18 protein-coding genes are annotated in these 20,100 nt (G+C 59.8%); 3 read left to right on the top strand and 15 right to left on the bottom strand.

The window, feature by feature from the left end; all coding sequences use genetic code 11:
* Positions 1-6 precede the first annotated feature (6 nt).
* The 4 genes from VXL81_RS02930 to hslV all read right to left on the bottom strand — a co-directional run bounded on the left by VXL81_RS02930 (position 7) and on the right by hslV (position 4,196).
* Entirely contained in the window at positions 7-1,152 is a 1,146-nt protein-coding gene (locus VXL81_RS02930; RefSeq protein WP_340547106.1) for an alpha/beta hydrolase, read from the bottom strand.
* Between the two features lie 85 nt (positions 1,153-1,237).
* Positions 1,238-2,548, bottom strand: coding sequence for an ATP-dependent protease ATPase subunit HslU (hslU, locus tag VXL81_RS02935; RefSeq protein ID WP_416552869.1), 1,311 nt, complete (start codon positions 2,546-2,548; stop codon positions 1,238-1,240).
* Positions 2,549-2,560: 12 nt separating this feature from the next.
* Positions 2,561-3,631, bottom strand: coding sequence for a hypothetical protein (locus VXL81_RS02940; protein ID WP_340547104.1), 1,071 nt, complete (start codon positions 3,629-3,631; stop codon positions 2,561-2,563).
* A 1-nt stretch (position 3,632) separates the two neighbouring features.
* Positions 3,633-4,196: an ATP-dependent protease subunit HslV gene (gene hslV / locus VXL81_RS02945; protein WP_416552871.1), complete on the bottom strand. Its 564-nt coding sequence runs from the start codon at positions 4,194-4,196 to the stop codon at positions 3,633-3,635.
* Positions 4,197-4,612: 416 nt separating this feature from the next.
* Here hslV and VXL81_RS02950 point away from each other — a divergent pair, with 416 nt between their 5' ends.
* A complete protein-coding gene (locus tag VXL81_RS02950; protein ID WP_340547102.1) occupies positions 4,613-4,807 on the top strand; it encodes a DUF1127 domain-containing protein in 195 nt (64 codons plus the stop codon).
* Positions 4,808-4,888: 81 nt separating this feature from the next.
* Here the strand turns inward: VXL81_RS02950 and VXL81_RS02955 are convergent, their stop codons facing one another.
* The 10 genes from VXL81_RS02955 to regB form a co-directional block, all read right to left on the bottom strand.
* Positions 4,889-5,254, bottom strand: a complete 366-nt coding sequence (locus VXL81_RS02955) for a Lin0512 family protein (protein WP_416552873.1) — start codon at positions 5,252-5,254, stop codon at positions 4,889-4,891.
* A complete protein-coding gene (locus VXL81_RS02960) occupies positions 5,251-5,598 on the bottom strand; it encodes a Lin0512 family protein (protein ID WP_416552875.1) in 348 nt (115 codons plus the stop codon). Before VXL81_RS02960 ends, VXL81_RS02955 begins: the two co-directional genes overlap by 4 nt.
* 89 nt (positions 5,599-5,687) lie before the next feature.
* A complete protein-coding gene (gene trxA / locus VXL81_RS02965; protein WP_340547099.1) occupies positions 5,688-6,008 on the bottom strand; it encodes a thioredoxin in 321 nt (106 codons plus the stop codon).
* Positions 6,009-6,070: 62 nt separating this feature from the next.
* Complete coding sequence (addA, locus tag VXL81_RS02970) at positions 6,071-9,439, bottom strand: double-strand break repair helicase AddA (RefSeq protein ID WP_416552877.1); 3,369 nt, start codon at positions 9,437-9,439, stop codon at positions 6,071-6,073.
* Positions 9,436-12,369 (bottom strand): double-strand break repair protein AddB, encoded by a 2,934-nt coding sequence (gene addB, locus VXL81_RS02975; protein ID WP_416552879.1) that lies wholly within the window; start codon positions 12,367-12,369, stop codon positions 9,436-9,438. Before addB ends, addA begins: the two co-directional genes overlap by 4 nt.
* On the bottom strand, positions 12,359-13,033 hold the full coding sequence (locus tag VXL81_RS02980) for a nucleotidyltransferase family protein (RefSeq protein ID WP_416552942.1): 675 nt from the start codon (positions 13,031-13,033) through the stop codon (positions 12,359-12,361). Before VXL81_RS02980 ends, addB begins: the two co-directional genes overlap by 11 nt.
* Before the next feature lie 23 nt (positions 13,034-13,056).
* Complete coding sequence (locus VXL81_RS02985; RefSeq protein ID WP_416552881.1) at positions 13,057-14,055, bottom strand: aminoglycoside phosphotransferase family protein; 999 nt, start codon at positions 14,053-14,055, stop codon at positions 13,057-13,059.
* Positions 14,052-14,528 carry a tRNA (adenosine(37)-N6)-threonylcarbamoyltransferase complex ATPase subunit type 1 TsaE gene (gene tsaE, locus VXL81_RS02990; RefSeq protein ID WP_416552883.1) on the bottom strand — a complete coding sequence of 159 codons (477 nt, stop codon included), beginning with the start codon at positions 14,526-14,528 and terminating at the stop codon, positions 14,052-14,054. Before tsaE ends, VXL81_RS02985 begins: the two co-directional genes overlap by 4 nt.
* 99 nt (positions 14,529-14,627) lie before the next feature.
* The gene (locus VXL81_RS02995) at positions 14,628-16,178 is read right to left on the bottom strand and encodes a PAS-domain containing protein (RefSeq protein WP_340547094.1); all 1,551 of its coding nucleotides are present in this window, start codon (positions 16,176-16,178) and stop codon (positions 14,628-14,630) included.
* Between the two features lie 92 nt (positions 16,179-16,270).
* Entirely contained in the window at positions 16,271-17,668 is a 1,398-nt protein-coding gene (gene regB, locus VXL81_RS03000; protein WP_416552885.1) for a sensor histidine kinase RegB, read from the bottom strand.
* Positions 17,669-18,048: 380 nt separating this feature from the next.
* Between regB and VXL81_RS03005 the strand changes: the two genes are divergently transcribed.
* Both VXL81_RS03005 and VXL81_RS03010 read left to right on the top strand, forming a co-directional pair.
* Complete coding sequence (locus VXL81_RS03005; RefSeq protein ID WP_416552887.1) at positions 18,049-18,669, top strand: SCO family protein; 621 nt, start codon at positions 18,049-18,051, stop codon at positions 18,667-18,669.
* Between the two features lie 83 nt (positions 18,670-18,752).
* Positions 18,753-19,307 carry an ActR/PrrA/RegA family redox response regulator transcription factor gene (locus VXL81_RS03010; protein WP_014876423.1) on the top strand — a complete coding sequence of 185 codons (555 nt, stop codon included), beginning with the start codon at positions 18,753-18,755 and terminating at the stop codon, positions 19,305-19,307.
* A gap of 42 nt (positions 19,308-19,349) precedes the next feature.
* Here the strand turns inward: VXL81_RS03010 and VXL81_RS03015 are convergent, their stop codons facing one another.
* The gene (locus VXL81_RS03015) at positions 19,350-19,946 is read right to left on the bottom strand and encodes a hypothetical protein (protein WP_416552889.1); all 597 of its coding nucleotides are present in this window, start codon (positions 19,944-19,946) and stop codon (positions 19,350-19,352) included.
* Positions 19,947-20,100 lie beyond the last annotated feature (154 nt).

A 20,100-nucleotide genomic window follows, 5' to 3' on the forward strand; every position in this document is an offset into this window, starting at 1 on the left:
ACTGCCTCAGCGATCTTCACCGCGATACACATTGGCCTGATAGTTTTCCGAAAGCGTGATTTCGACCGCGTTGTCTTCCTTTTCGACAACCAAACGACCGGGGAACAGCCGCTGAATCGACACGGCGTCACGGTCAAAGGCTGCTGCGGTCTGACGGGCTGAATTCAAGATCGACAGCACTGCCGGCGAGGTCGCGGCTACGAAATGCCCGGATTCCGCCGTATCGGCATAGGCGGTGGTGTCGACGACTTCGATCGGCAACTCAGAGACATCGTCCAGTGATTTCAGATTGCCAAGCCGACCGCGGTTATGTGTTCCGCGCAGTCGCTGCGACAGGTTCAATACGTTATCCTTGCGCGAAACCATGACGACGAAGGGCTGTGGAACCGGGTCAATGCGGCGCATCTGACTGCGGAAAACCTCAACGTCGAGATCCGGGGACATCAGGATCACCGCGCCGAGGTTCTTGCTGCTCCAGCCTGGTGTTTTGATTTCCATCTGGCGCATGGTTTCCATCACCAGCTGCGATCCCATGGAATGGGCGACCAGAACGACGCGGTTTGACGCACCGGGCTTCAGATTGCGCAGGAGCTGCTCCAACCCGTCACGTGCAAACAACACGCTATCGCCATCATAGGCGTAACCCAGCGGGTTTCCTTGGCTGGGCCAGGAATAGATGATCGTGGCCCCGGGGATATTGATATCGTTGCTCAGCTGAGCAGCCCGGAACGCCGTTTCAGCCTGGGTGGAGTTGAACCCATGCACAAATACGGTGATATCACGCTCCCCAACCGGGTAGTTATCCAGTTCCCGCGCGACGCGATTGTTCAGTTCCGCCATATCGGCAACCTCTTCCCGGCCCGCCATGGTGAATTGCGTTTCGGGATCGGGTTCAGCATAGGCAAAATCCAGCTGTCCCGGTGAATGGTTCGGCGGGATTGAGACCGTCAGTTCCAGTAGGCGCAGCGTATCGGATCGCTCCGCGCCATAGGTTCCATTTGGAAGGGGCCGGCGTGTCGTTGCGCCAAAAATGGTCTTGGCTTTGCCGATTTCCAAGGCTTCCGGCACAGTTGGGGTAAAGGATCTGTCGGTGCAGCCTGCTGCCACGATCAGAACCATGCTGATGCTGAACAGGACACGTGAAAAATTCATGCGCGGGGCCATCTATTAACAATAGCAGCAGGCTACTGGCGGCCTGCCGCTATGTCCACAGATCGGGCAGATGCCCTGACGACCGTTAGAGCACATAGCGGCTGACATCAGCCGATTTGGTCAATTCACCGAGGTTCTTGCGGACAAAAGCAGCATCTACAACGACAGTTTCACCCGACCGATCCGGCGCGCTGAAAGACAGCTCCTCAAAGACACGTTCGATCACGGTATAGAGCCGCCGCGCCCCGATGTTCTCGACCGTCTGATTCACCTCGGCCGCGATCTTGGCGAGTGATGCGATGCCATCGTCGGTGAAGCTCACGATGACATCCTCTGTCCCCAGAAGCGCCGTATATTGCAGAGTGAGCGCATTGTCGGTTTCGGTCAGAATGCGGACGAAGTCTTTCTCGCTCAGGGCACGCAGGTTCACGCGGATTGGCAGTCGCCCCTGCAATTCTGGCAGCAGGTCGGAGGGTTTCGCGATGTGAAACGCACCGGAGGCAATGAACAGGATATGGTCGGTCTTCACCGGGCCATGTTTGGTCGAAACGGTCGTTCCCTCGATCAGCGGCAGCAGGTCACGTTGCACACCTTCTCGGCTGACATCGCCGCCCCTCGCATCCTGACGTGCGCAGACCTTGTCGATCTCATCCAGGAAGACGATCCCGTTCTGTTCAACGGACTCCAGCGCCGCCTTGGTGAGGGTTTCGTCGTCAAGCAGCTTGTCCGCTTCCTCACCAATCAGGATGTCGTAGCTGTCTGCGACGGTCATTTTCTTGCGGGTCGTCCGACCACCCATAGCTTTGCCGAACAGATCGCCAAGGTTCATCATCCCCATGTTGCCACCGGGCTGACCGGGGATTTCGAACATGGAACCCATCGGGTTCGAGCTGTCGGCGACATCCAGTTCGATGACAGTATCGTCCAGCTCGCCGGCTTTAAGCTTTTTACGGAACATCTCGCGGGTGGCGTCGCGGGCATCCTCGCCGGCGATGGCCTGGATGACTCGCTCCTCCGCCGCTTGGCGGGCCTTGGCCTTGACGTCCTCACGCATGTGTTCGCGGGTCTGAACAATGGAGATATCCACCAGATCACGGATGATCTGCTCTACGTCGCGGCCGACGTAACCGACCTCGGTGAACTTTGTCGCCTCGACCTTGATAAACGGCGCGCGCGCCAGTTTGGCCAGACGACGGGAAATCTCCGTTTTGCCGACGCCGGTGGGCCCGATCATCAGGATGTTCTTGGGATAGACTTCATCCCGAAGATCATCGCCCAGCTGCTTGCGACGCCAGCGATTGCGCAGCGCGACGGCAACGGCACGCTTTGCATCGGTCTGGCCGATGATAAAGCGATCAAGTTCGGAAACGATTTCGCGAGGGGTGAGATCAGTCATGAGGGGTCCGTTTCAGTGGGCGGGCGGCAGCCGGTCAAGCGGCAGCACCCGTGAGAGGGGGGAAATCAGCAGGGCCCGGATCCGCGCCCAGAAGGCGCCGAGGATCACCAGGAACAGGCCCAGCACGAGAATGGTGGTCGCAGCGCCATCGCCGTCAAACACTGTCGCCGCGAGGGTGACGCTATAGCCGATGGCCGCAATCAGAAATGAGCGCCGGTCAATGATGATCGCGACCACGGCAAATGCAAACAGCACTGCCATCAGCGCCAGATTGGCCTCGGAGGTGCCGCTGTTAAGCAGGCTGAGCGCGATCGTATTAACCAGCGCCGGCGCCGCAACAACATGCAGCCAGAAGCCCTGCGCAGAGCGTCGTGTGACCCGATGCGGGTCGCTCAGGTCAAACATCATCGCGACGGCAAACACAGCGAGACCAACCAGCAATGTCACCCAGGCAAACGGGCCTGACGCAGAAAGCAGGAAGAGATCGCCAATGCCCGTCAGGCTGCCCGACTGATTTGCGGCCAGCATTAGGGCCAGCGCAAAGACACCAAGAGCGATCAGAGCCATGGCAAAAGGGACCCGAAAGCGCAGCCAGTAGACCGCGATGGCAACCGTTGTCAGCCCGAGGGGCAAGGGCAGGCTGCCATAGTCACCTTGCATGACCATGAACACCTGCGAAAATTCAGCCGTAAGTCCGACGCCTGCATTCAGCGTCCAGAGGATCGACAGTGCAATCGCCGGCGCCACCATGCGACGACGGCGGATGAAATATTCGCTCAGCAGCCAAAGCACGACCGCGCCGATGATGGAGGACATGGTGGCTTTCTCAACCAGCCCGCCCAACCCTTCGGCCATGGAAATACCGGTAACAGCGGCCCAGCCCGTCGACAGAATGATCAAACCGATCACGATGAAGATCTCATTGAACCCTTTGAACAGCTCAAACGGCTCATCGCCCGGTGCCAGATTTTCACGCGCACCGCGTCTGCTGTGGGCCAGCGCCATAAGCGAGGCGGCCTGCGCCTCGCTGAGAAGGCCGGCACCAACCGCAGCCCGAATGTCGTTTTGATCGATATGGCTCATATCAGTCCTTCTGGCTGATCCGTTCGACTGTCAGACGTCCATTGGTGTAAACGCAGATATCAGCCGCGATGGCCATTGCGTCACGGGCCACGGCTTCGGCGTTGCGGTCACTGTCGATCATGCCGCGGGCAGCGGCCAGCGCGAAATTTCCACCCGATCCGATGGCGGCAACATCATGTTCCGGCTCCAGCACATCCCCGGCGCCGGTGATCACAAACATATCTGTCCCGTCGGTCACGATCAGCATCGCTTCCAGTTTCTGGAGATATTTGTCGGTGCGCCAGTCCTTGGCCAATTCCACGCTGGCACGTGCGAGTTGACCGGGGGTGGCCTCAAGCTTGGCTTCAAGCCGCTCAAGCAAGGTGAAGGCATCGGCAGTGGAGCCGGCAAAACCCGCGACGACATCGAAACCTCCGGGCGACAGGCGGCGGACCTTGCGCGCCGTTCCCTTGATCACGGTCTGCCCAAGGGAAACTTGCCCGTCGCCGGCAATGACGACCTCGCCATCCTTCTTCACGCCGATGATTGTCGTACCGTGCCAGCCCGGGAATTGATCGTCTGCCATCGTGTTCTCCTTGTTTCCAGGCCTATATGGGCACTGGTCTTTTGTACCTCAACCGGGTGCTATCCGCTGCGGGTGCCGGGGATCAAGCGAATAGGCGCCCTGCCCGCGCCCTGGCTATGATCTTCTTGCAACGACCGACCGGACGGTTTTCACATGTGGTCATCTGATGATCGTCGCAGAGCCGACAATTTGCGCCCTGATGCGGGTATTTTGTTCAGGTGAAATGGAACAGGTGTTCGTCACGACTGGAACGCGCTGGGAGAGTTGCCTTTATCTGGGCAAAGCGCCCGAAATTCATGCTATGCAAAAACTGCAATTCGGAGCTGTCGAACCGGCAATTGTGGGACTCGGCAGGCCACCCTACATGAGGCTCACAACCGACATGGTGTCGGCTGGTTCTCATAAGGAATGCGCAAATGGCTACCACCGCAAACATCCATGCGCCGCTCGGAGCAGTCACCGTACTCCGCCTGGTGGACGCAGTCTACAACGCCAAGTCTTCGATCGTGGCTTGGAAAGAAGCACGTGACACCCGCAAGGCTCTGTCCGCGCTGACCGATACGCAGCTGGAAGACATCGGTCTGACCCGCGCGGATATCGCAAAGATCTGAGGACGCCCATCCTCAGTCACAAATATGATTTGGCCGCTCCTTCCAGGGCGGCTTTTTCTTTTGCGTAGGATCGCTAGGACATCAGGAGCGTAGCCGGTAGCGCCCTGCCTGATCCGGGAGCCAAGCCTCAATAGCGGCGGTTGCAATAACATGTTTGCCGCCATCGGCATCATCAACCACATCCAGCCCTCCCTGTACGGCGCGCACTGTCGCACGCCCGCGGGGCAGATCGCCTGCCACCAGATCGCAATCTACCTTATCCGGTTCCTGAACGCCGATGGTGACCTCGACACGCATTTCGGCATGATCAATGCCCAATTTGGCAAATAGCGTGATTGATGAGTGGTGCAGCGCGTCCTGCACGGCGCGCCGGGCGGCTTTGGTGTAGTCCTGCCCGTAGAGATCGTTGCCGGTTCCCATCTCCAGAATAATGCGTTTCTCAGTCATGCAGTCGGCTCCATATCAAATGAAACGATGATGGCGGCGTTGGCGATGACGGTCTGGCCGCCGCCCGGCTTGTCAATATCAAGCCCTCCCTCGCTCACGTGGATGTCTGGTGTACCATAAGGAAAGATCTCACAAAGCGCCGCCCGATCTACGGCCTCAGGGTTCTGCACGCCGATTTCAGCGCGGATTCGCATTGCTTCCTTAGGGAAATCGAATAGCTCCGCAACATTGACGGAGTTATGCCAGAGCGCGTCTCTGATTGCTCGTTTGGCGGCCTCGGTATAGTCATTTCGCCGCAGCGACGTGCCCATGCCAAATTCGACCAGTACCCGTGTTTCAGCCATGATGCGGCTCCTGTCCATTGGGTTGAAACCTAACCATAAAAAAGGCGCCCCGATGGGACGCCTCTGATCTCTTCGGCCTACCGGCGGTCTTAGATCGACTCGTCGATCCAGCTCTGCAAAGCAGCCTTGGGGGCCGCACCTGAGCGGTTGGACACGACCTGACCGTCCTTGAAGATGAACAGCGCAGGAATACCGCGCACGCCCATGGCCGCTGCGGAGTTCGGGTTGCTGTCTACATCGACCTTGGCGATCTTCACCTTGTCGCCATACTCAGCGGCCAGCTCTTCCAGAGCGGGGCCGATTTGTTTGCAGGGACCGCACCATTCGGCCCAGAAATCCACCACAACGGGGACTTCGGAATTTTTCACTTCGGCGTCAAAAGTGGCATCGGTTACGGCGACGGTGGACATGGGCATGTCTCCCTAAGAGTGTGGCAGTTCGGCTGTGAACCTATGAACGGCTTAACGGATCGTCAAGGTATCTCGCGGCGCTTAAGAGCGGATGACACAATATCGTGTGGCAAGGCCATCAGCGACGCAGTGCGGGTCCAGAGCAAAGCCGTCTCGATCTGCCGATCCGGATAGAGCGTGGCCAGAGCATGGGCGTAGGCCCCCATCTGCCGCAACAGCCCCTCCGGGCAGGTCTCAGGACGGCTCGGCACAGTGGCATTCGATTTGAAATCAATTGCCAGCACACGTTTTGGGGTGACAATCAGCCGATCAATCACACCGTGGATCCGGCGACCATCCAGATCCGCTGATACGGCGACCTCTGCCAGGGTATCCGGGGCAAAGATCTCCTGCAATTCCGGTGTGGTCAGGACCCGCGTCGCTTCCGCCAATAGTTCAGCGGTGTCTTCGTGACCTGCAAGCAGCGTCTCCGCCAGTTGCGGCCAGATCTCCTTGCTGGTGCCGGGCAGATGTTCCAGCAATCTGTGGAGTCGGCTGCCGCGCGCCTTGGCCGCTTCTTCATCCTGTCCCAGATCGCCCGGTAAGGCCTTCGCTCCGCCGAGATCCGATGGGCTTAGCGTTGGCACGGGCGGCGTGTAGGGAGGGGGTGCATGTCGGAACACATCCGGCAGCTGCGGCTGGAGAGGGACGACCGGCGCTGCAGAATGAAACGGCAGCCCGTCCCAATCGCCGTGTTGCAGGCGCAGCCCCTCACCATAGCTGGTCTGATAAGGGCTGGCACCTGCCTCTCTCAACGCGCGTTCAACCATCTGGTACCAGCTGTCACCGTCTTTGGACAGCTCGCCGGCAGCGGCGACGATCAGCCATTTTTCGGCCCGTGTCAGCGCCACATAGAGCAGTCGCAGCCGTTCGTTTCTGGCCTTGTCCTGCGCCGCTTCACGGGCGCCGTGCATCACTTGCGGCATCAGGGCGCTGGGCAGTTTCCACATCGGCCCGGCCTCGGCGCGCATGATTTCATCGTCGCGTGGCGGCTTGCGTTTGGCTGTGTCGGGCAGGATCACGATCGGCGCTTCCAGCCCCTTGGATCCATGCACTGACATCACCCGGATCATATTGCCCGCGGCCCCCATCTGGCGTTTGATTTCCAGATCATCGGCCTGCATCCAAACCAGAAACCCGGTGAGGCTCGGGATATCGGTGCGCTCGTAGGCGAGCGCCTGGCTGAGCAGGGCGTTGATGCCATCCTCCGCCTCGGGCCCCAATCGGCCGAGCAGGCGCTGACGACCACCGTGGCGCGTCAGGATACGTTCGATCAGGTCATAAGGGCGCAGAAAATCGGTCTGGCCGCGCAGGTCGTCCAAAATTGCCATCGTGTCTGGATATTCCGCCGCCCGGTCGCGCAGAGCGGTCCAGAGGTAGCTGCCGCCCTCACGACGGTGAGCCAGATCGAACAGGGCCTGTTCGTTCCAACCAAACAAAGGTGATTTGAGGGCGGCGGCCAGTGACAGCGAATCCTCTGGCGTGGCGAGAAATGACAGCAAAGCGGCCAGATCCTTTACCGCCAGCTCGGCCCCGATTTTCAGTCGGTCCGCACCGGCAATAGGCAGTTCAGCCTTTTTGCAGGCACGGATGATCTCCGAAAATAATTCGGACCGGCGCTGCACCAGAATGAGAAAGTCACCTGCTTGTACAGGGCGGCGCTGAAAGCTGCCGCGCTCAGGGCCATCCTCGGGTAGCGTGACCTTGTTGTCGATCATCTCCTTGATGGTATTGGCGATCTGCTCGGCCAGAATGACCGTGTGGTGGCGGGCGCCGGGGCGATCTACCGGATCGGTCCAGTCACGCTCTTCCTCTGTGTCGATCTTGTCGACGACGGGCCAGAGGTCGACCCGTCCTGGCAGTTCTGATTTGAACGCGCGGTGCAGCGCGTCACGGTGAAAACCTGCGCCAGGGCTGTCCTTGAACACCAGATCGACCAGCCCCAGGATCGCTGCGGAGGAGCGAAAGGAGAACTCCAGCGCTGCATTCTGCAATGCGCTGCCGGTTTCCGCTAGCCGGTCGGCAAACTCAGCCTGCATTCGGTCAAAGGCGTCAGGATCGGCCCCCTGGAATGAGTAGATTGATTGTTTCTTGTCACCGACAACAAAAATGGTTCGCTCGACGTCGGATCGTGCGCCCTCGCCGGCGGTGAATTCTTGGGCCAGTTTTTCGATGACATCCCATTGCACCGGGCTGGTGTCCTGAGCCTCATCGACGAGGATGTGGTCAATCCCGCCGTCCAATCGGTAAAGAACCCAGGCCGCAACAGCCGGATCATTCAACAGCTGCCGGGCCTTCAGGATCAGATCGTCGAAATCCAGCCAGCCGCGCAGCTGTTTGCGGCGATCATATTCAGGCAGGAATACCGCAGCAAAATCGTGCAAAACCAGCGATTTATCGACCGCAGCCAAGGCAAGACGCTGGGCGCGTGCGGCCTCGACACGTCGCATCAGCGGTTCCAGCTGATCCATCAGCGCAACGTTGTTTTCGCGCAGCTTCTTGGTGGGAAAGGCGTCGATCTTGGCACTGAAGGGCGCTTTGGCTGACGCCCCCGTCAGAAAAACTGACTCAAGAATCGGCAGGTCCGCACAGGTTGGCTCCGTTATCTTGCGCAGCTTGGCTGCTGCCTTGATATCCGTGCTGCTGCCTTGCTCCAGCATGGTGCAGGTTCGCGCCAGAAGATCCCCTTCACCCCCGAGAAACACGCCGTCTTCCAACGCACCAGTGTCAAATCCTTCAGGCAGATCAAACAGCGTCAAAAGCCCTGCTCGATCGAGCGGCGCATCAAAATCAGACCGGCGTTGACATATGGCAGCGGTCAGAGTCTCGAAATCGCTGTCTGTCACTTGCCGGGCCAGCTTACCAATCAGATCAGCCTCAAACCGATCGGCGCTTTCTGCGATCGCCTCCACAACCTCGGCCCGCAGCAGCACTGCCGCGCGGTCATCCATCTCTGAAAACTGCGGACTGACGCCTGCCTCCAGCGGAAAACGCCGCAGCAATGAGGCGCAGAAGGAGTGGATTGTCTGGATCTTCAGTCCACCGGGTGTCTCGATTGCGCGCGCGAACAGGGTGCGGGCCTGCGCCATTCCCTCCGCAGAGATTACATCCTGCGCACCCAGCTCCGTAAGCGCCGTGGTCAACGCCTCATCGCCGAGCATGGCCCATTCACCAAGCCGCTTGAACAGCCGGTTCTGCATCTCGCTGGCGGCGGCTTTGGTATAGGTCAGACAGAGGATATGCTGGGGTTGCACGCCGCGCAGCAACAGGCGCGCCACCCGGTCGGTCAGCACCTTGGTCTTGCCTGATCCGGCGTTTGCAGCCAGCCAGGTTGAGGCGTCCGGGCGGGCGGCCCGGAACTGCGCTTCGGAGGCGGCATCGCGGGCGGTCATGTCAGAATCTCCGGTTCCGGCGTTGCGCTTCGGTCCCATTCGCCGTAGCGCGCCAGATGGTCATAATCGCCGGTCTGAGTGTCCTGAAACACCATGCGACGGCTGCTATATCCTTGATCAGGCTTAAAATATGCACCGATCAACTTGCTCAGTTCCTCCCAAACCTTGCCGGGAGGTTCGTCCAGAAGTGGGGCTGCGACCTCTTTCAGAGGGCTTTTGAGACCAAGGAATATGGCGCGCTCCACCCTGCCCTCACCATAGCGATCAAAGGCGCCGCGTTCCGCCATCGCAGCTTCAATCAGCAGCTGTTTCTCGAACGCTTTCTGTTGGTTCTCGGATGGTGGATCGCCGGTCTTATAGTCAAAAAGATGCAGGCCTCCACGTTCATCCACATCAATCCGATCTGCTGTGCCAGCAATTTCAAAATCAAACGGTGCCACCCGTACCGCACCAGAGACCTCGAATCCGGAGGGGCGTGCGTTGGCCTGCCGCTGGCGCTCACCATTAATGAAATCGTCAGCGATACGTTCCAGCCGGGCCAGCCAGAGGCTGCGCGCGATGGCCCAGGGCACCTTGGCTTCCAGATGAGAGGCGGCGATTGCGAGAAAATTTGGCACCGTCAGCTGGCTTGGGTCGGCAACAGTGGCCTTGATGAAATCTTCCAGGATCTTGTGCAGAACGATGCCGCGCAGCAGGGCGTCGGGTTCCTGTACCAATGGATCGAGTGGGCGCAGCTTCAGCACATGCTTGGCATATATTGCGTATGGATCGCGGATCAGCCGAGGGATTTCAGTGATGGTCAGGCGCTGCGGGCGGGCAGCAACGGGTGGGCGCGGTGCTGGACGTTTTGCGGGATCTGTCGGTACCGGTGCCTCAAGCGCGTCGGCCCAGCCGAGCCATTCCTGCCCGCGTGCCCGCATCTCCGCCAGTGCCGCCGGGCCGCCCTGCCCCGGCAGCCCGGACAGCAGATTGGTCATTCGGTTGAGCCAGCGCGACGGCACCGTATCCGCCTCATCCGACCGTTCGGAGCGGGTCATCCAGACCTGAGGGGCGGCGACCGCCTGTTGAAAATCATGGGCTGACAGTCCGATACGCCGCTCAGGAAGCAGCAGGCCCGCCTGATGGCGAAGCTGGCGGTTGAGCCAAGGATCGGGGGTGGCTGCCTCTGGCCAGCTGCCTTCATTGAGGCCACCGAGGATCACCAGATCGGCGCCCTGCACCCGTGCCTCCAGCGTGCCCCAGATCAGGATGGAGCCATAGGGTGCATCCCGGTCGCGGACCTCACCTTGCGACAGCAGCGCCCGCAGGAGATCGGCAAAGTCCCGAGCTGTCATTTCGCCGCCATATCCAGCCTCGGCGCGCAGGTTGTCCATGATTTCCAGCGCCTTGCGGCCGGCTTTCTTGTCCCACAGGCCACCGCTTGCAGCGTCCTGACTGCCCAGACTTATCGCCTCTGCCAGCTGCCGCAGGGTATCGACCCACCGGGACAGTGGCTGCGTTCCGCTGATGGGTTTGTCGGCAAAGCACCGGGACAGCCAACCGGTCCATCCCGGCATCAGGTCGCGCCCGACTTCAAATGCGGCAAAGCTGTCGGCATCCGGGAAGGGAGGTCCGTAGCGGCGCAAGCGCAGTTCCAACTCGCGGGTGTGGCGCAGGTGATCGCCGCGCCCTGCCCCATCGTGGCAGAGAGGATGCTTCAGCAGGGTCAGCAGCGCATCGCAGGTAAGCGGTTTACAGAACAGCTCGGCAATATGGCGCAGAAAACGGCCCGGCGGCGACAGTTGCAAGGGCTGACCGGCGGAATCATCCGGCAGAATATCCCAGCGATCCAGCGCTGCGGCCACCTGTCTGGTCAACATACGATCCGGTGTGATGAGGGCGGCGGTCTGACCATCCTCGGCGGCTTGGCGCAGGCGCAGCGCGATGGCCAGTGCCTCCGCACGCGGGTTGGGCGCTTCGACCAGGGTCATCTCGGCGGTGGCCCGGTCGATGTCGCGCAGTTCCGGTCCTTCGCGCATCCAGGCATCGGTGACCGGCGCTGGGCGCAACGCCAAGGATACCAATCTGTTACGGGCAACGGAGGCTGGTGATGTTGCGACCCATGGGAGAACATCATCCGCTGTCATGTCCAGATTGCGCATGATCTTGAAGAACCGATATTGCGGATGATCCTCGGACATCAGCGGGTCATCAAGATGCTCCCAGACATGCCGGGGCTGCTGGTTATCAAATCCTGGCAGGATCACGGCGCCCTGCGGCAGCCGCGCTATGGCCTCCATCAGCATCAGTGTGGTGCCGCGCGATCCGGTGGAACCTGCGAGGATGATAGGGTGTTCGGGCGGCTGCTCCTGCCAGTCTTCGATCAGATCCAGCACAACCTGCCGCTGGCGGGCCTGCGCGTCCATCGCGTTTGCATGGGTTTCTGCGAATTCATCTGCGATGGCGATGAACTGCTGCGCACGCGCCCAATGGCCCGACATATCGGAGACATCGAGTGATCGAATGGTGTCAGGGCTGACCCCTTCGCCCTGCATTTCGTCGAACAGTGCTGCCAGACTGTCGGAGAGATCGTAAAGCGAGGATCGCGCAGCCAGATCCGGCTGGGCATCCAGCAATTTGGCGATGAGCTGCGACAGCTCAAGTCGCCGCCGCAGCGGCGGCAATGCTGGCGGCAGACCACGCAGCGTCGCGCGCATATCAAGATCCGTGAGCAGAGAAATCTTGGGCAGCAACAGCGCTGGCCCTTGGTCAAACAGATCCCGCACCCGGCGCGCCATACGGGAGGTGTTGACGATCAGCTCCACCTTCGCCAGCGCTTCCGGTGGTGCGGCTCGGCTGCGTGTGATCAGCCCCTCAACAAGCGCGCGCGGGAAATCGACGCCGCAGGGAACGGCAAAGAGGCGTGGCGTGTCTTGCGGCTCAAATCTCATCTTGGGCTATCAGTTCCTCGGCCAGGGGGATCCCCTCGGGGGTGCCGACATCGCACCAATGACCGGGATATTCCAGCGCAAACAGGCGGTCCTCCTGTGCCATCAGATCCCAAAGTGTGTTCAGTGAGAAGACGGTTTCTTCGATCTCTGCCAATCGGTTGGTGCGCAGAAGTTGTACGCCGCCATAGACCAGATCGCCGCCCCGCTGCAGGCGCCCGTCACCATCGGTATGAAAGTCGCCACCACCGCTGCGCCCTATGGTACGAGCAATGGGAATACAGGCCAGCAGCGCGTCCATGCGTTCCGGATCCCAGGCAGCTCTTAGCAGGCGCAACGGGTTTGGCCCGCGCCAGACCACATCGGGATTCACGGTATAGACCGGCCCGTCCGGTGCGCCGAGCAGCGGCAAGGCCTGTCGCAGTCCACCCCCGGTATCAAGGATTTGTGGCTGTTCGGGGCTGATCACCACTTCACTGTCGGCAAGGTGGCGGGCCAGAATGTCGCCCTTATAGTGGCTGTTGGCCACTATCACCATCGGTGCAACCTCTCGTGCCATGTCCAGAGCGCGATCGATCAAAGGACGGCCAGCGACCGGGATCATCGGTTTTGGCTGATCTGCGGTCAGATGGCGCATCCGGGTGCCAAAGCCCGCGGCGAAGATCATGACGGGATATCTGGGGTCTGCCATCAGCCGCGCAACCGGTCGAGGACCTCAGGGGTGGGCACCGGCATTTCACGATGCAGGAACTCCGCAAGCGGTGCCATTGCCGGGTGGTCGAGGCCCCGATGAAAATGATCCCACACACGCGGGATCAGATCGACGTATTGCGGTTTGCCATAATCCCTGCCCAAACGCGCAAAAATACCCAGAATGCGCATATTTCGCTGCACACCCAGCACGGTATACGCCGCGCGAAAGCTGCCTTCGTCGACACCGGTCGCGGTGACGTAGCGATCCATCATCTGCATCTCGATGGCGGCAGGCACATCCCTGCGGGCGTCCTGTAACAGAGACACGAGATCGTAGGCCCGATGACCCGCACGGGCGGCCTGGAAATCCAGCAATCCGACTTTTGCGACGCCGGTGCGCTCGGGCAGCCAGATCAGGTTTTCCGCGTGATAGTCCCGCTGAACCAAAACCACGTCACCTTTGATCGTGCGGCGCAGGATATCCTCGAACTGGTCGGTGAAACGGGCAAGATGCTCAGCCGACGTCTCCTCACGGATCACATCCCGGTATTTTTCAAATGCGAGGACGGATAGTTCTGCCATCAGTCTGGGTCCCAGCGGCTCCAGCTCTGGCATCGGGGCGTCATGCAGGGCAATCAGAACATCAGTAGCGGCCTCATATAGCGCGCGTTCCTGTGCCGGATCATCGCGCATCACACGCGCAAAGAGCGCATCGCCCAGATCTTCGATGATCAGGAACCCGTTTGTGCGGTCTTCGGCCAGAATCTCCGGTGCGCTCAGTCCCTGGTCGCGCAGGTAGGTCGCAATCTCCACAAATGGAGCAACATCCTCGCCCTGATCAGGCGGGGCATCCATCAGCACAACAGAGGTGCCATCGTGATGGCGCAGCCGTTCATAGCGCCGGTTGGACGCATCGCCGGCCAGCGGCTCGCGCGTCCAGTCCTGCCAGGGGGTATCACTCAGAAAGGTTGAGATGAGATGGTTTCGGTCGGTCATGTGGAAATCTGCTTCATCATGGTGTCCCAGCGCGGATCGCTCCATCGCAGGGTGGCGGTGCGGGCATCGTCATGGTCTGGGTCCAGCGCCAACGAAACATGCAGCGCGTCGCTCGGCGTGAATTCCTCTAGGCGGTCCGGCCATTCAATCAGGCAAATAGCTGTTTCAAAAGCCGCAATCAGACCCAGCTCTTCGATTTCATCGAGGGCTGCCAGACGGTAAAGATCGGCATGCCAGAGCTCTCCGCCGGGCAGCTCATAGGTCTGAACCAGAGTGAATGTGGGCGAGGGGACATCCTCGGGCACGGTCATCCGAGATTGGATCAGGCTGCGGGCAAAATGGGTTTTACCGGCGCCGATGACGCCTTCCAGCAGCAGGCAATCGCCACCCTGCAGCTGGGCACCAATACGGGCGGCAAGCACGGCGGTGTGGTCGGGTGAGGGGAGAGGGATTACGAGCGTCTGGGTTGTCATGGGGCGACAATGCCGCCACGCGCGCAAGGCTGCAAGCTGGATCGAAAAAGCCCGGTATCGAACCGGGCTTTCCTGCTGATCGAAAGGCTGCCTACAGCACTATTTTTCCTGCTTGGTAATCGCAAACCGCTGTTGGTCCACCGGAGCCGGCGCCGGGTCGGGGGAGCGGAAGCTGACCATGGTTGCCCCGTTCTGGATGGCGGTCACCTTGCAGATCAGCGGGGTGCCGTTGCGCAGCTGCACGTTTGCCCACCAGGGGGTGCGGCTGTCGCTACCTGCAACGAAATCGCGAACTTCTCCCCAGGCCGGTGTTGCGGCGCACATGTCCTGCCATACCCGACTGGAGTCCATGATGGTGATTTTGGCAAAGCTGCCGTCGGGATCCATCTGCCACAGATCGTGATAGGCGGCGTTGGAGAAGGTCATGGTACCGTCATTTGCAAAAACGGCGATGGCTTCGTCCATCTGATCCATGATCGACTGACCCATTTCAAGCTCGGAACGGAACTGGCGAGTCAGGGTGATCTCGGCGGTGATATCCTCAAACAGGAAGGCAATCGCCCCATCCGGATGCGGGCGGCCAGAGACGGAGTAGACTGACCCCGATGGCAGCGACCATGTTTCCTGATAGCGGCCCTCGGCTGCGGCTTCCAGAAGGTCGGCCATCTGATGGCGCCAGCTGGAGTAATTCTTGGGTTCCGGCATCATGCGTTGATCGCGCAGCCGGTCAAAGAAGGTCAGCAGGTTCGGCCGCGAGCTGAGGAAATTGGCGGGCAGGGCGGTCAGGTCGATCAGCACCGGATTAAACAGTACCAGCTGACGATTCCGGTCAAAAATCGCAAGACCGATAGAAAGCTGGGCAAATGTCTTTGCCAATGTCTGGACGAAGTTGCGCTGGGCGATTTCGGCGTCAACAACCGCATTCACATCCACCGCGTGGCACAACCAGCCGGCTTCGGTTTCGGTGGTCGAGATATTGTACCAGAGCTTCTTCTTGCTCTCGGGCATGGGGATCGAAATCCGTTCGGGTTTGCCGCTGGCCATCGGGTCATCAAGATTGGTGAACAGCGGTTCCGAGAAATCGACGTTGCGGCCACGGAGCTTCTGGCTGAGATCGTCATAGGCAAGATTGGACCAGGTAACCGCACCGTCATCGGATTGCAGCCAGACAGGATAGGGCGCCTGATGCACCGCTGAACGCAGGGTCGTAAGCTCCTGGTCGATGCTGTGATTATGCTCCTCGGATGTCGTGCTGCGAAGCTGTACCCGTGTGACACCATCAATCCATTCGCAGAGCGCCTCGCGGCTTTCGGCATTTGCTGTACCCGAGAGCACCAGCGGTCCGACATCCTTCAGAAAGCCGGGAGACTGCGGCAGGCCCGGGTAGCTGCGGGCCAATTGTTCTCGCAGGTTGGCCCAGCTGAAGCTCTCCGCCTGTTCGCCCACGAACCGGCGCGCGCCGGAGGACCAGCCGATCAGCGTCGTGTCATCAAAGAGAAACACCGCATCAGAGCGCCCATCGCCCTGCAGCAGATCCTGCTCAAAGCCCTTGGGTTTGGGATTCGGAGACAGCCACCAGACAGCTGCTGCGGCCGTAGCCGCACAAAGCGTTGCCAATACAAGCCAGTCGGTCGATAGGATCTGCTGCATGATGTCCGTTACCCACAAGTGTTTTACTCTCCCGACCGATGTTTCCCGATAATGGTTAAATGAAGTTTAATTGGTTGCCTAAAAGTGAATAGTTAAATTTCTATACGTTTATTTTCCCCGATGGGAACGGCATTTTCGCCCGTCAGAGCGTCAATCTTGCTTCGGGGCCAGCTGACCTGCACCAATGCGCCACAACGTTCCGGATCACGGGTCAAGGTCTGATTGGGATCGGATCCATTTGCGAAAATCAGCTGAGCGCCGCTGCGTTCCAGCAATGTCTTGGCGATGAACAGTCCCAGACCCATGCCCTCATACTCGGGACGCTGGCGCCGGTCGCTGTCGCTACGACGCCGCCGCACGAAGGGGTCGCCGATCCGGCCCAGCAGATGTGACGGGTAGCCCCGACCATCGTCGCTGATGCGCAGTGTAATCGTCTCATCATTCCAGCTGGCATCGATCCAGACTGTTGTTCGGGCAAAATCCACCGCGTTCTGCACGAGATTGCGCAGGCCGTGAATGATTTCCGGCTGGCGCAGGATGGTCGGATGCTGGGGATCGCCATCGCTTTCCGGGGCTTCCTCGAAGATCACGGTTTTGCCCCGGTACATATGCGGTTCTGCCGCCTCGTTCATCACGGTGGAAAGCGGGGCTTGGCGCAGATGCAGATCATCCTTGCCGGCGCGCCCCATGCCTCTGAGAATATCGCGACACCGGTCCGCCTGTTCACGGATCAGGGCGGCATCTTCGCGCAGGTCGGGCCGGTCATCCAATTCGTCGATCAACTCTGCGCTGGCCAGTTTGATCGTGGCCAGCGGTGTGCCCAACTCATGGGCCGCAGCGGCCACAACGCCGCCCAGATCGGTAAGCTTCTGTTCGCGCGACAGGGCCATCTGGGTCGCGGCCAGCGCATCCGACATCGAGCGGATCTCGGCGCTAATCCGGTAGGAATAGGCGCCAATGAACAAGACCGCGATCACGATGGCAGTCCAGTTGCCAAAGACAAAGATATCCGGCACCCGCAGCACAAACCCCTGCGGCGTGCGCAGCGGCAGATGAAATTCCGCAAGCAGTGTTACCAGGATGATCGCGGTGGCACCGATAATCAGGGTCGAGCGCAGCCGCATCATCGAGGCGGAAATCGTCACCGGCCCCAGCACCAGCAGCGCGAAGGGGTTGTTCAATCCACCGGTCAGATAGAGCAGGAAGTTTAGCTGCAGGAGGTCAAAGAGAACCATCAGGAAGTTCTCGAATTCCGAGAGGCGTTTGTTCTGCGGGAACAGAATGATCGCAATGAGGTTGCCCAGAACCGAAACACCAATCGCGATATAGCAAAGCACGAGCTCCAGCTGCAGATTATAGAGCTGCTGTGCCACGGTGATGGCAGAGACCTGACCAGCTATCGCCACCCAGCGCAGCAGGATCAACGTGCGCAGGCGAATCCAGTGGCTCCGTTCCTGCCCGCTCAGCAGGTCAATATTTGTCGCGCTCATACCGCACTCCGTGCCGAGGGGATGGGGCCATTTTGTTTGGCTCCGGTCGGGATCTGGCTGACATATGGCCTGCTCTGGAACAAGACGAAACCAGACTGTCGCAGTATCCTCGCATTCCTGGCGCAGACAGACAATTGATCTGCTTTGGCGATGGCCTCCTTATACGGTGACTGTCGCCGGGATCGCCCGCGGCTGCGCTGATTTGTCCGTCTGGTCATTAGGGTAAGGCCTGCGATAGGTCGACCCCCGTGCAGGATCGCTGGACCACTTCTGGCCGATGCGCGGCGGCTGCTTCGCTCCGCCCGTTGCATCGTCCGAGATTCTTGGTAGGTCTGGCGCAGCCTGATGACCCATCTAATTCTTGCGCAAAGTGTGATCTCATGACCCGTCTCTATTCCATCCTTGCTGCCGTTGTTGTTGCTGCCCTGGTAGGGGGAGCCTGGTTTGCCACACGCGGAGGCGGCGCGGGTGATGACTTCGCCGAATGCCGCGCCAGTCAGATTGCCGGAGGGTCCGATACAATCGGCGGACCGTTTGAGCTACTGAACGCCAAGGGTGAGACGGTGACGGATAAGGATGTGATCACCAAGCCTTCGCTGGTCTATTTCGGCTATACGTTCTGCCCTGATGTCTGCCCTCTGGATGTTGCCCGCAATGCCGAGGTCATCGATCTGCTGGATGAGCGTGGACAGGACGTGACACCGGTGTTCATCTCCATCGACCCGGATCGCGACACACCTGAGGTGGTGGGTGATTTTGCCGCCAATCTGCATGAACGGATGATTGGTCTGACGGGATCACACGAACAGGTTAAGGCCGCCAGCCGCGCCTACAAGACCTACTACAAGAAACATGACGGCGACGAAGACTACTATCTTGTTGATCACTCGACCTTTTCCTATCTGGTTTTGCCCGAGCAGGGATTTGTGGAGTTCTTTCGCCGTGACGAGACACCGGAACAGGTTGCTGACAAGGTCGGCTGCTTTCTGGAAAACCTGTAATCCTGATGAAGGTTTGACGTTTCGGAGGCGAGACGTAATATCAAGCCTCACGACCTGATAACATTGCGGGGGAGACCGACAGCATGGGCGAAGCTGCTATGCAGGAAATAGGACCGGACAAGACGCTCTTGCTGGTCGATGATGACGAACCCTTTCTGCGGCGCTTGGCCAAGGCCATGGAAAAACGTGGCTTTGAGGTGGAGACAGCAGGATCTGTCGCAGCAGGCAGCGCCATAGCCACAGCCCGCCCTCCAGCCTTTGCGGTGGTCGATCTGCGGCTAGAGGACGGCAACGGGCTTGATGTGGTGGAGATCCTGCGAGAGCGCCGCCCCGACAGCCGAGTGGTTGTTCTGACTGGATATGGTGCCATTGCGACAGCCGTTGCAGCGGTGAAGATTGGTGCGACGGATTACCTGTCAAAACCTGCTGATGCGTCGGACATCATGAACGCGCTGCTCGCCAATGAAGAAGAGCTGCCGCCGCCGCCGGAAAATCCAATGAGTGCGGATCGTGTGCGGTGGGAGCATATTCAGCGGGTCTATGAACTATGCGACCGGAATGTATCGGAAACCGCGCGACGGCTGAACATGCACCGGCGCACGCTGCAGCGCATTCTCGCCAAACGCAGCCCCAAGTGAAGCGAAAGCCTCTCCAGATCGGGAGAGGCTTTTTTCTTGGGATCAGAGCAGTGCCAAGAGATCGGCGTGCCGGGTGATGTAATCTTTGCGGACCTCGACCGGTGGTCGCAGGCGGATGGAAAGCCCTTCCATAAGCGTTTGATCCGGCTTTCCAAACAGGCGGTCGGCTTCGCTGCGGGAAAATCCGGCGATCTCGATTGCTTCCATCCAGGCGCTGATCCGATCTGCTTTCTTGATCTGGGCCTTGACCGTTTTAGGTAATACGGCAGGCAGACCAAAGCGGATATGAATCGCCGTCGTCAACCGCTGGTCCAATTCGACGTAACTTGGGCCAACGGCATTCTTTACCGGCGAAATCATGTCTCCGATGACATATTCCGGCGCGTCGTGCAGCAGGGCCGCCAGCTTCCATCGCACCGGCGCCTTTGTGTTGAGGCGACCGTAGATCGTCTCCACCAGAAGCGAATGCTCTGCCACGGAATAGGCAAAATCACCGATGGTCTGGCCATTCCAGCGCGCCACAAAGGCCAGCCCATGGGCAATATCCTCGATTTCGACATCGACCGGAGTCGGATCAAGCAGGTCAAGGCGGCGACCGGAGAGCATCCTTTGCCAGGCGCGCGGAGGTTTGGGGGGCATGGTCAGTCTCTTCCTTTGGCGGTGGGTTCTGACTAGCCGGTGAGTGCGTGCAGCGCAATTGCCGGCACGGCGCCTAAGGCAGGCCGCCAACGGTGTTCCCGAGCCTATGTGGCGGCAGGATCACCTGCTGAGCACACATGGACACCACGAACAG

Source organism: Phaeobacter sp. JH204B (genome assembly GCF_048055755.1).
Taxonomy (GTDB): Bacteria; Pseudomonadota; Alphaproteobacteria; order Rhodobacterales; family Rhodobacteraceae; genus Phaeobacter; species Phaeobacter bryozoorum.

Bases quoted from the DNA above. Each gene is read 5' to 3' on its own strand.
- VXL81_RS02930 (WP_340547106.1), bottom strand. From the start codon at position 1,152: ATGAATTTTTCACGTGTCCTGTTCAGCATCAGCATGGTTCTGATCGTG.
- hslU (WP_416552869.1), bottom strand. From the start codon at position 2,548: ATGACTGATCTCACCCCTCGCGAAATCGTTTCCGAACTTGATCGCTTT.
- VXL81_RS02940 (WP_340547104.1), bottom strand. From the start codon at position 3,631: ATGAGCCATATCGATCAAAACGACATTCGGGCTGCGGTTGGTGCCGGC.
- hslV (WP_416552871.1), bottom strand. From the start codon at position 4,196: ATGGCAGACGATCAATTCCCGGGCTGGCACGGTACGACAATCATCGGC.
- VXL81_RS02950 (WP_340547102.1), top strand. From the start codon at position 4,613: ATGGCTACCACCGCAAACATCCATGCGCCGCTCGGAGCAGTCACCGTA.
- VXL81_RS02955 (WP_416552873.1), bottom strand. From the start codon at position 5,254: ATGACTGAGAAACGCATTATTCTGGAGATGGGAACCGGCAACGATCTC.
- VXL81_RS02960 (WP_416552875.1), bottom strand. From the start codon at position 5,598: ATGGCTGAAACACGGGTACTGGTCGAATTTGGCATGGGCACGTCGCTG.
- trxA (WP_340547099.1), bottom strand. From the start codon at position 6,008: ATGTCCACCGTCGCCGTAACCGATGCCACTTTTGACGCCGAAGTGAAA.
- addA (WP_416552877.1), bottom strand. From the start codon at position 9,439: ATGACCGCCCGCGATGCCGCCTCCGAAGCGCAGTTCCGGGCCGCCCGC.
- addB (WP_416552879.1), bottom strand. From the start codon at position 12,369: ATGAGATTTGAGCCGCAAGACACGCCACGCCTCTTTGCCGTTCCCTGC.
- VXL81_RS02980 (WP_416552942.1), bottom strand. From the start codon at position 13,033: ATGATCTTCGCCGCGGGCTTTGGCACCCGGATGCGCCATCTGACCGCA.
- VXL81_RS02985 (WP_416552881.1), bottom strand. From the start codon at position 14,055: ATGACCGACCGAAACCATCTCATCTCAACCTTTCTGAGTGATACCCCC.
- tsaE (WP_416552883.1), bottom strand. From the start codon at position 14,528: ATGACAACCCAGACGCTCGTAATCCCTCTCCCCTCACCCGACCACACC.
- VXL81_RS02995 (WP_340547094.1), bottom strand. From the start codon at position 16,178: ATGCAGCAGATCCTATCGACCGACTGGCTTGTATTGGCAACGCTTTGT.
- regB (WP_416552885.1), bottom strand. From the start codon at position 17,668: ATGAGCGCGACAAATATTGACCTGCTGAGCGGGCAGGAACGGAGCCAC.
- VXL81_RS03005 (WP_416552887.1), top strand. From the start codon at position 18,049: ATGACCCGTCTCTATTCCATCCTTGCTGCCGTTGTTGTTGCTGCCCTG.
- VXL81_RS03010 (WP_014876423.1), top strand. From the start codon at position 18,753: ATGGGCGAAGCTGCTATGCAGGAAATAGGACCGGACAAGACGCTCTTG.
- VXL81_RS03015 (WP_416552889.1), bottom strand. From the start codon at position 19,946: ATGCCCCCCAAACCTCCGCGCGCCTGGCAAAGGATGCTCTCCGGTCGC.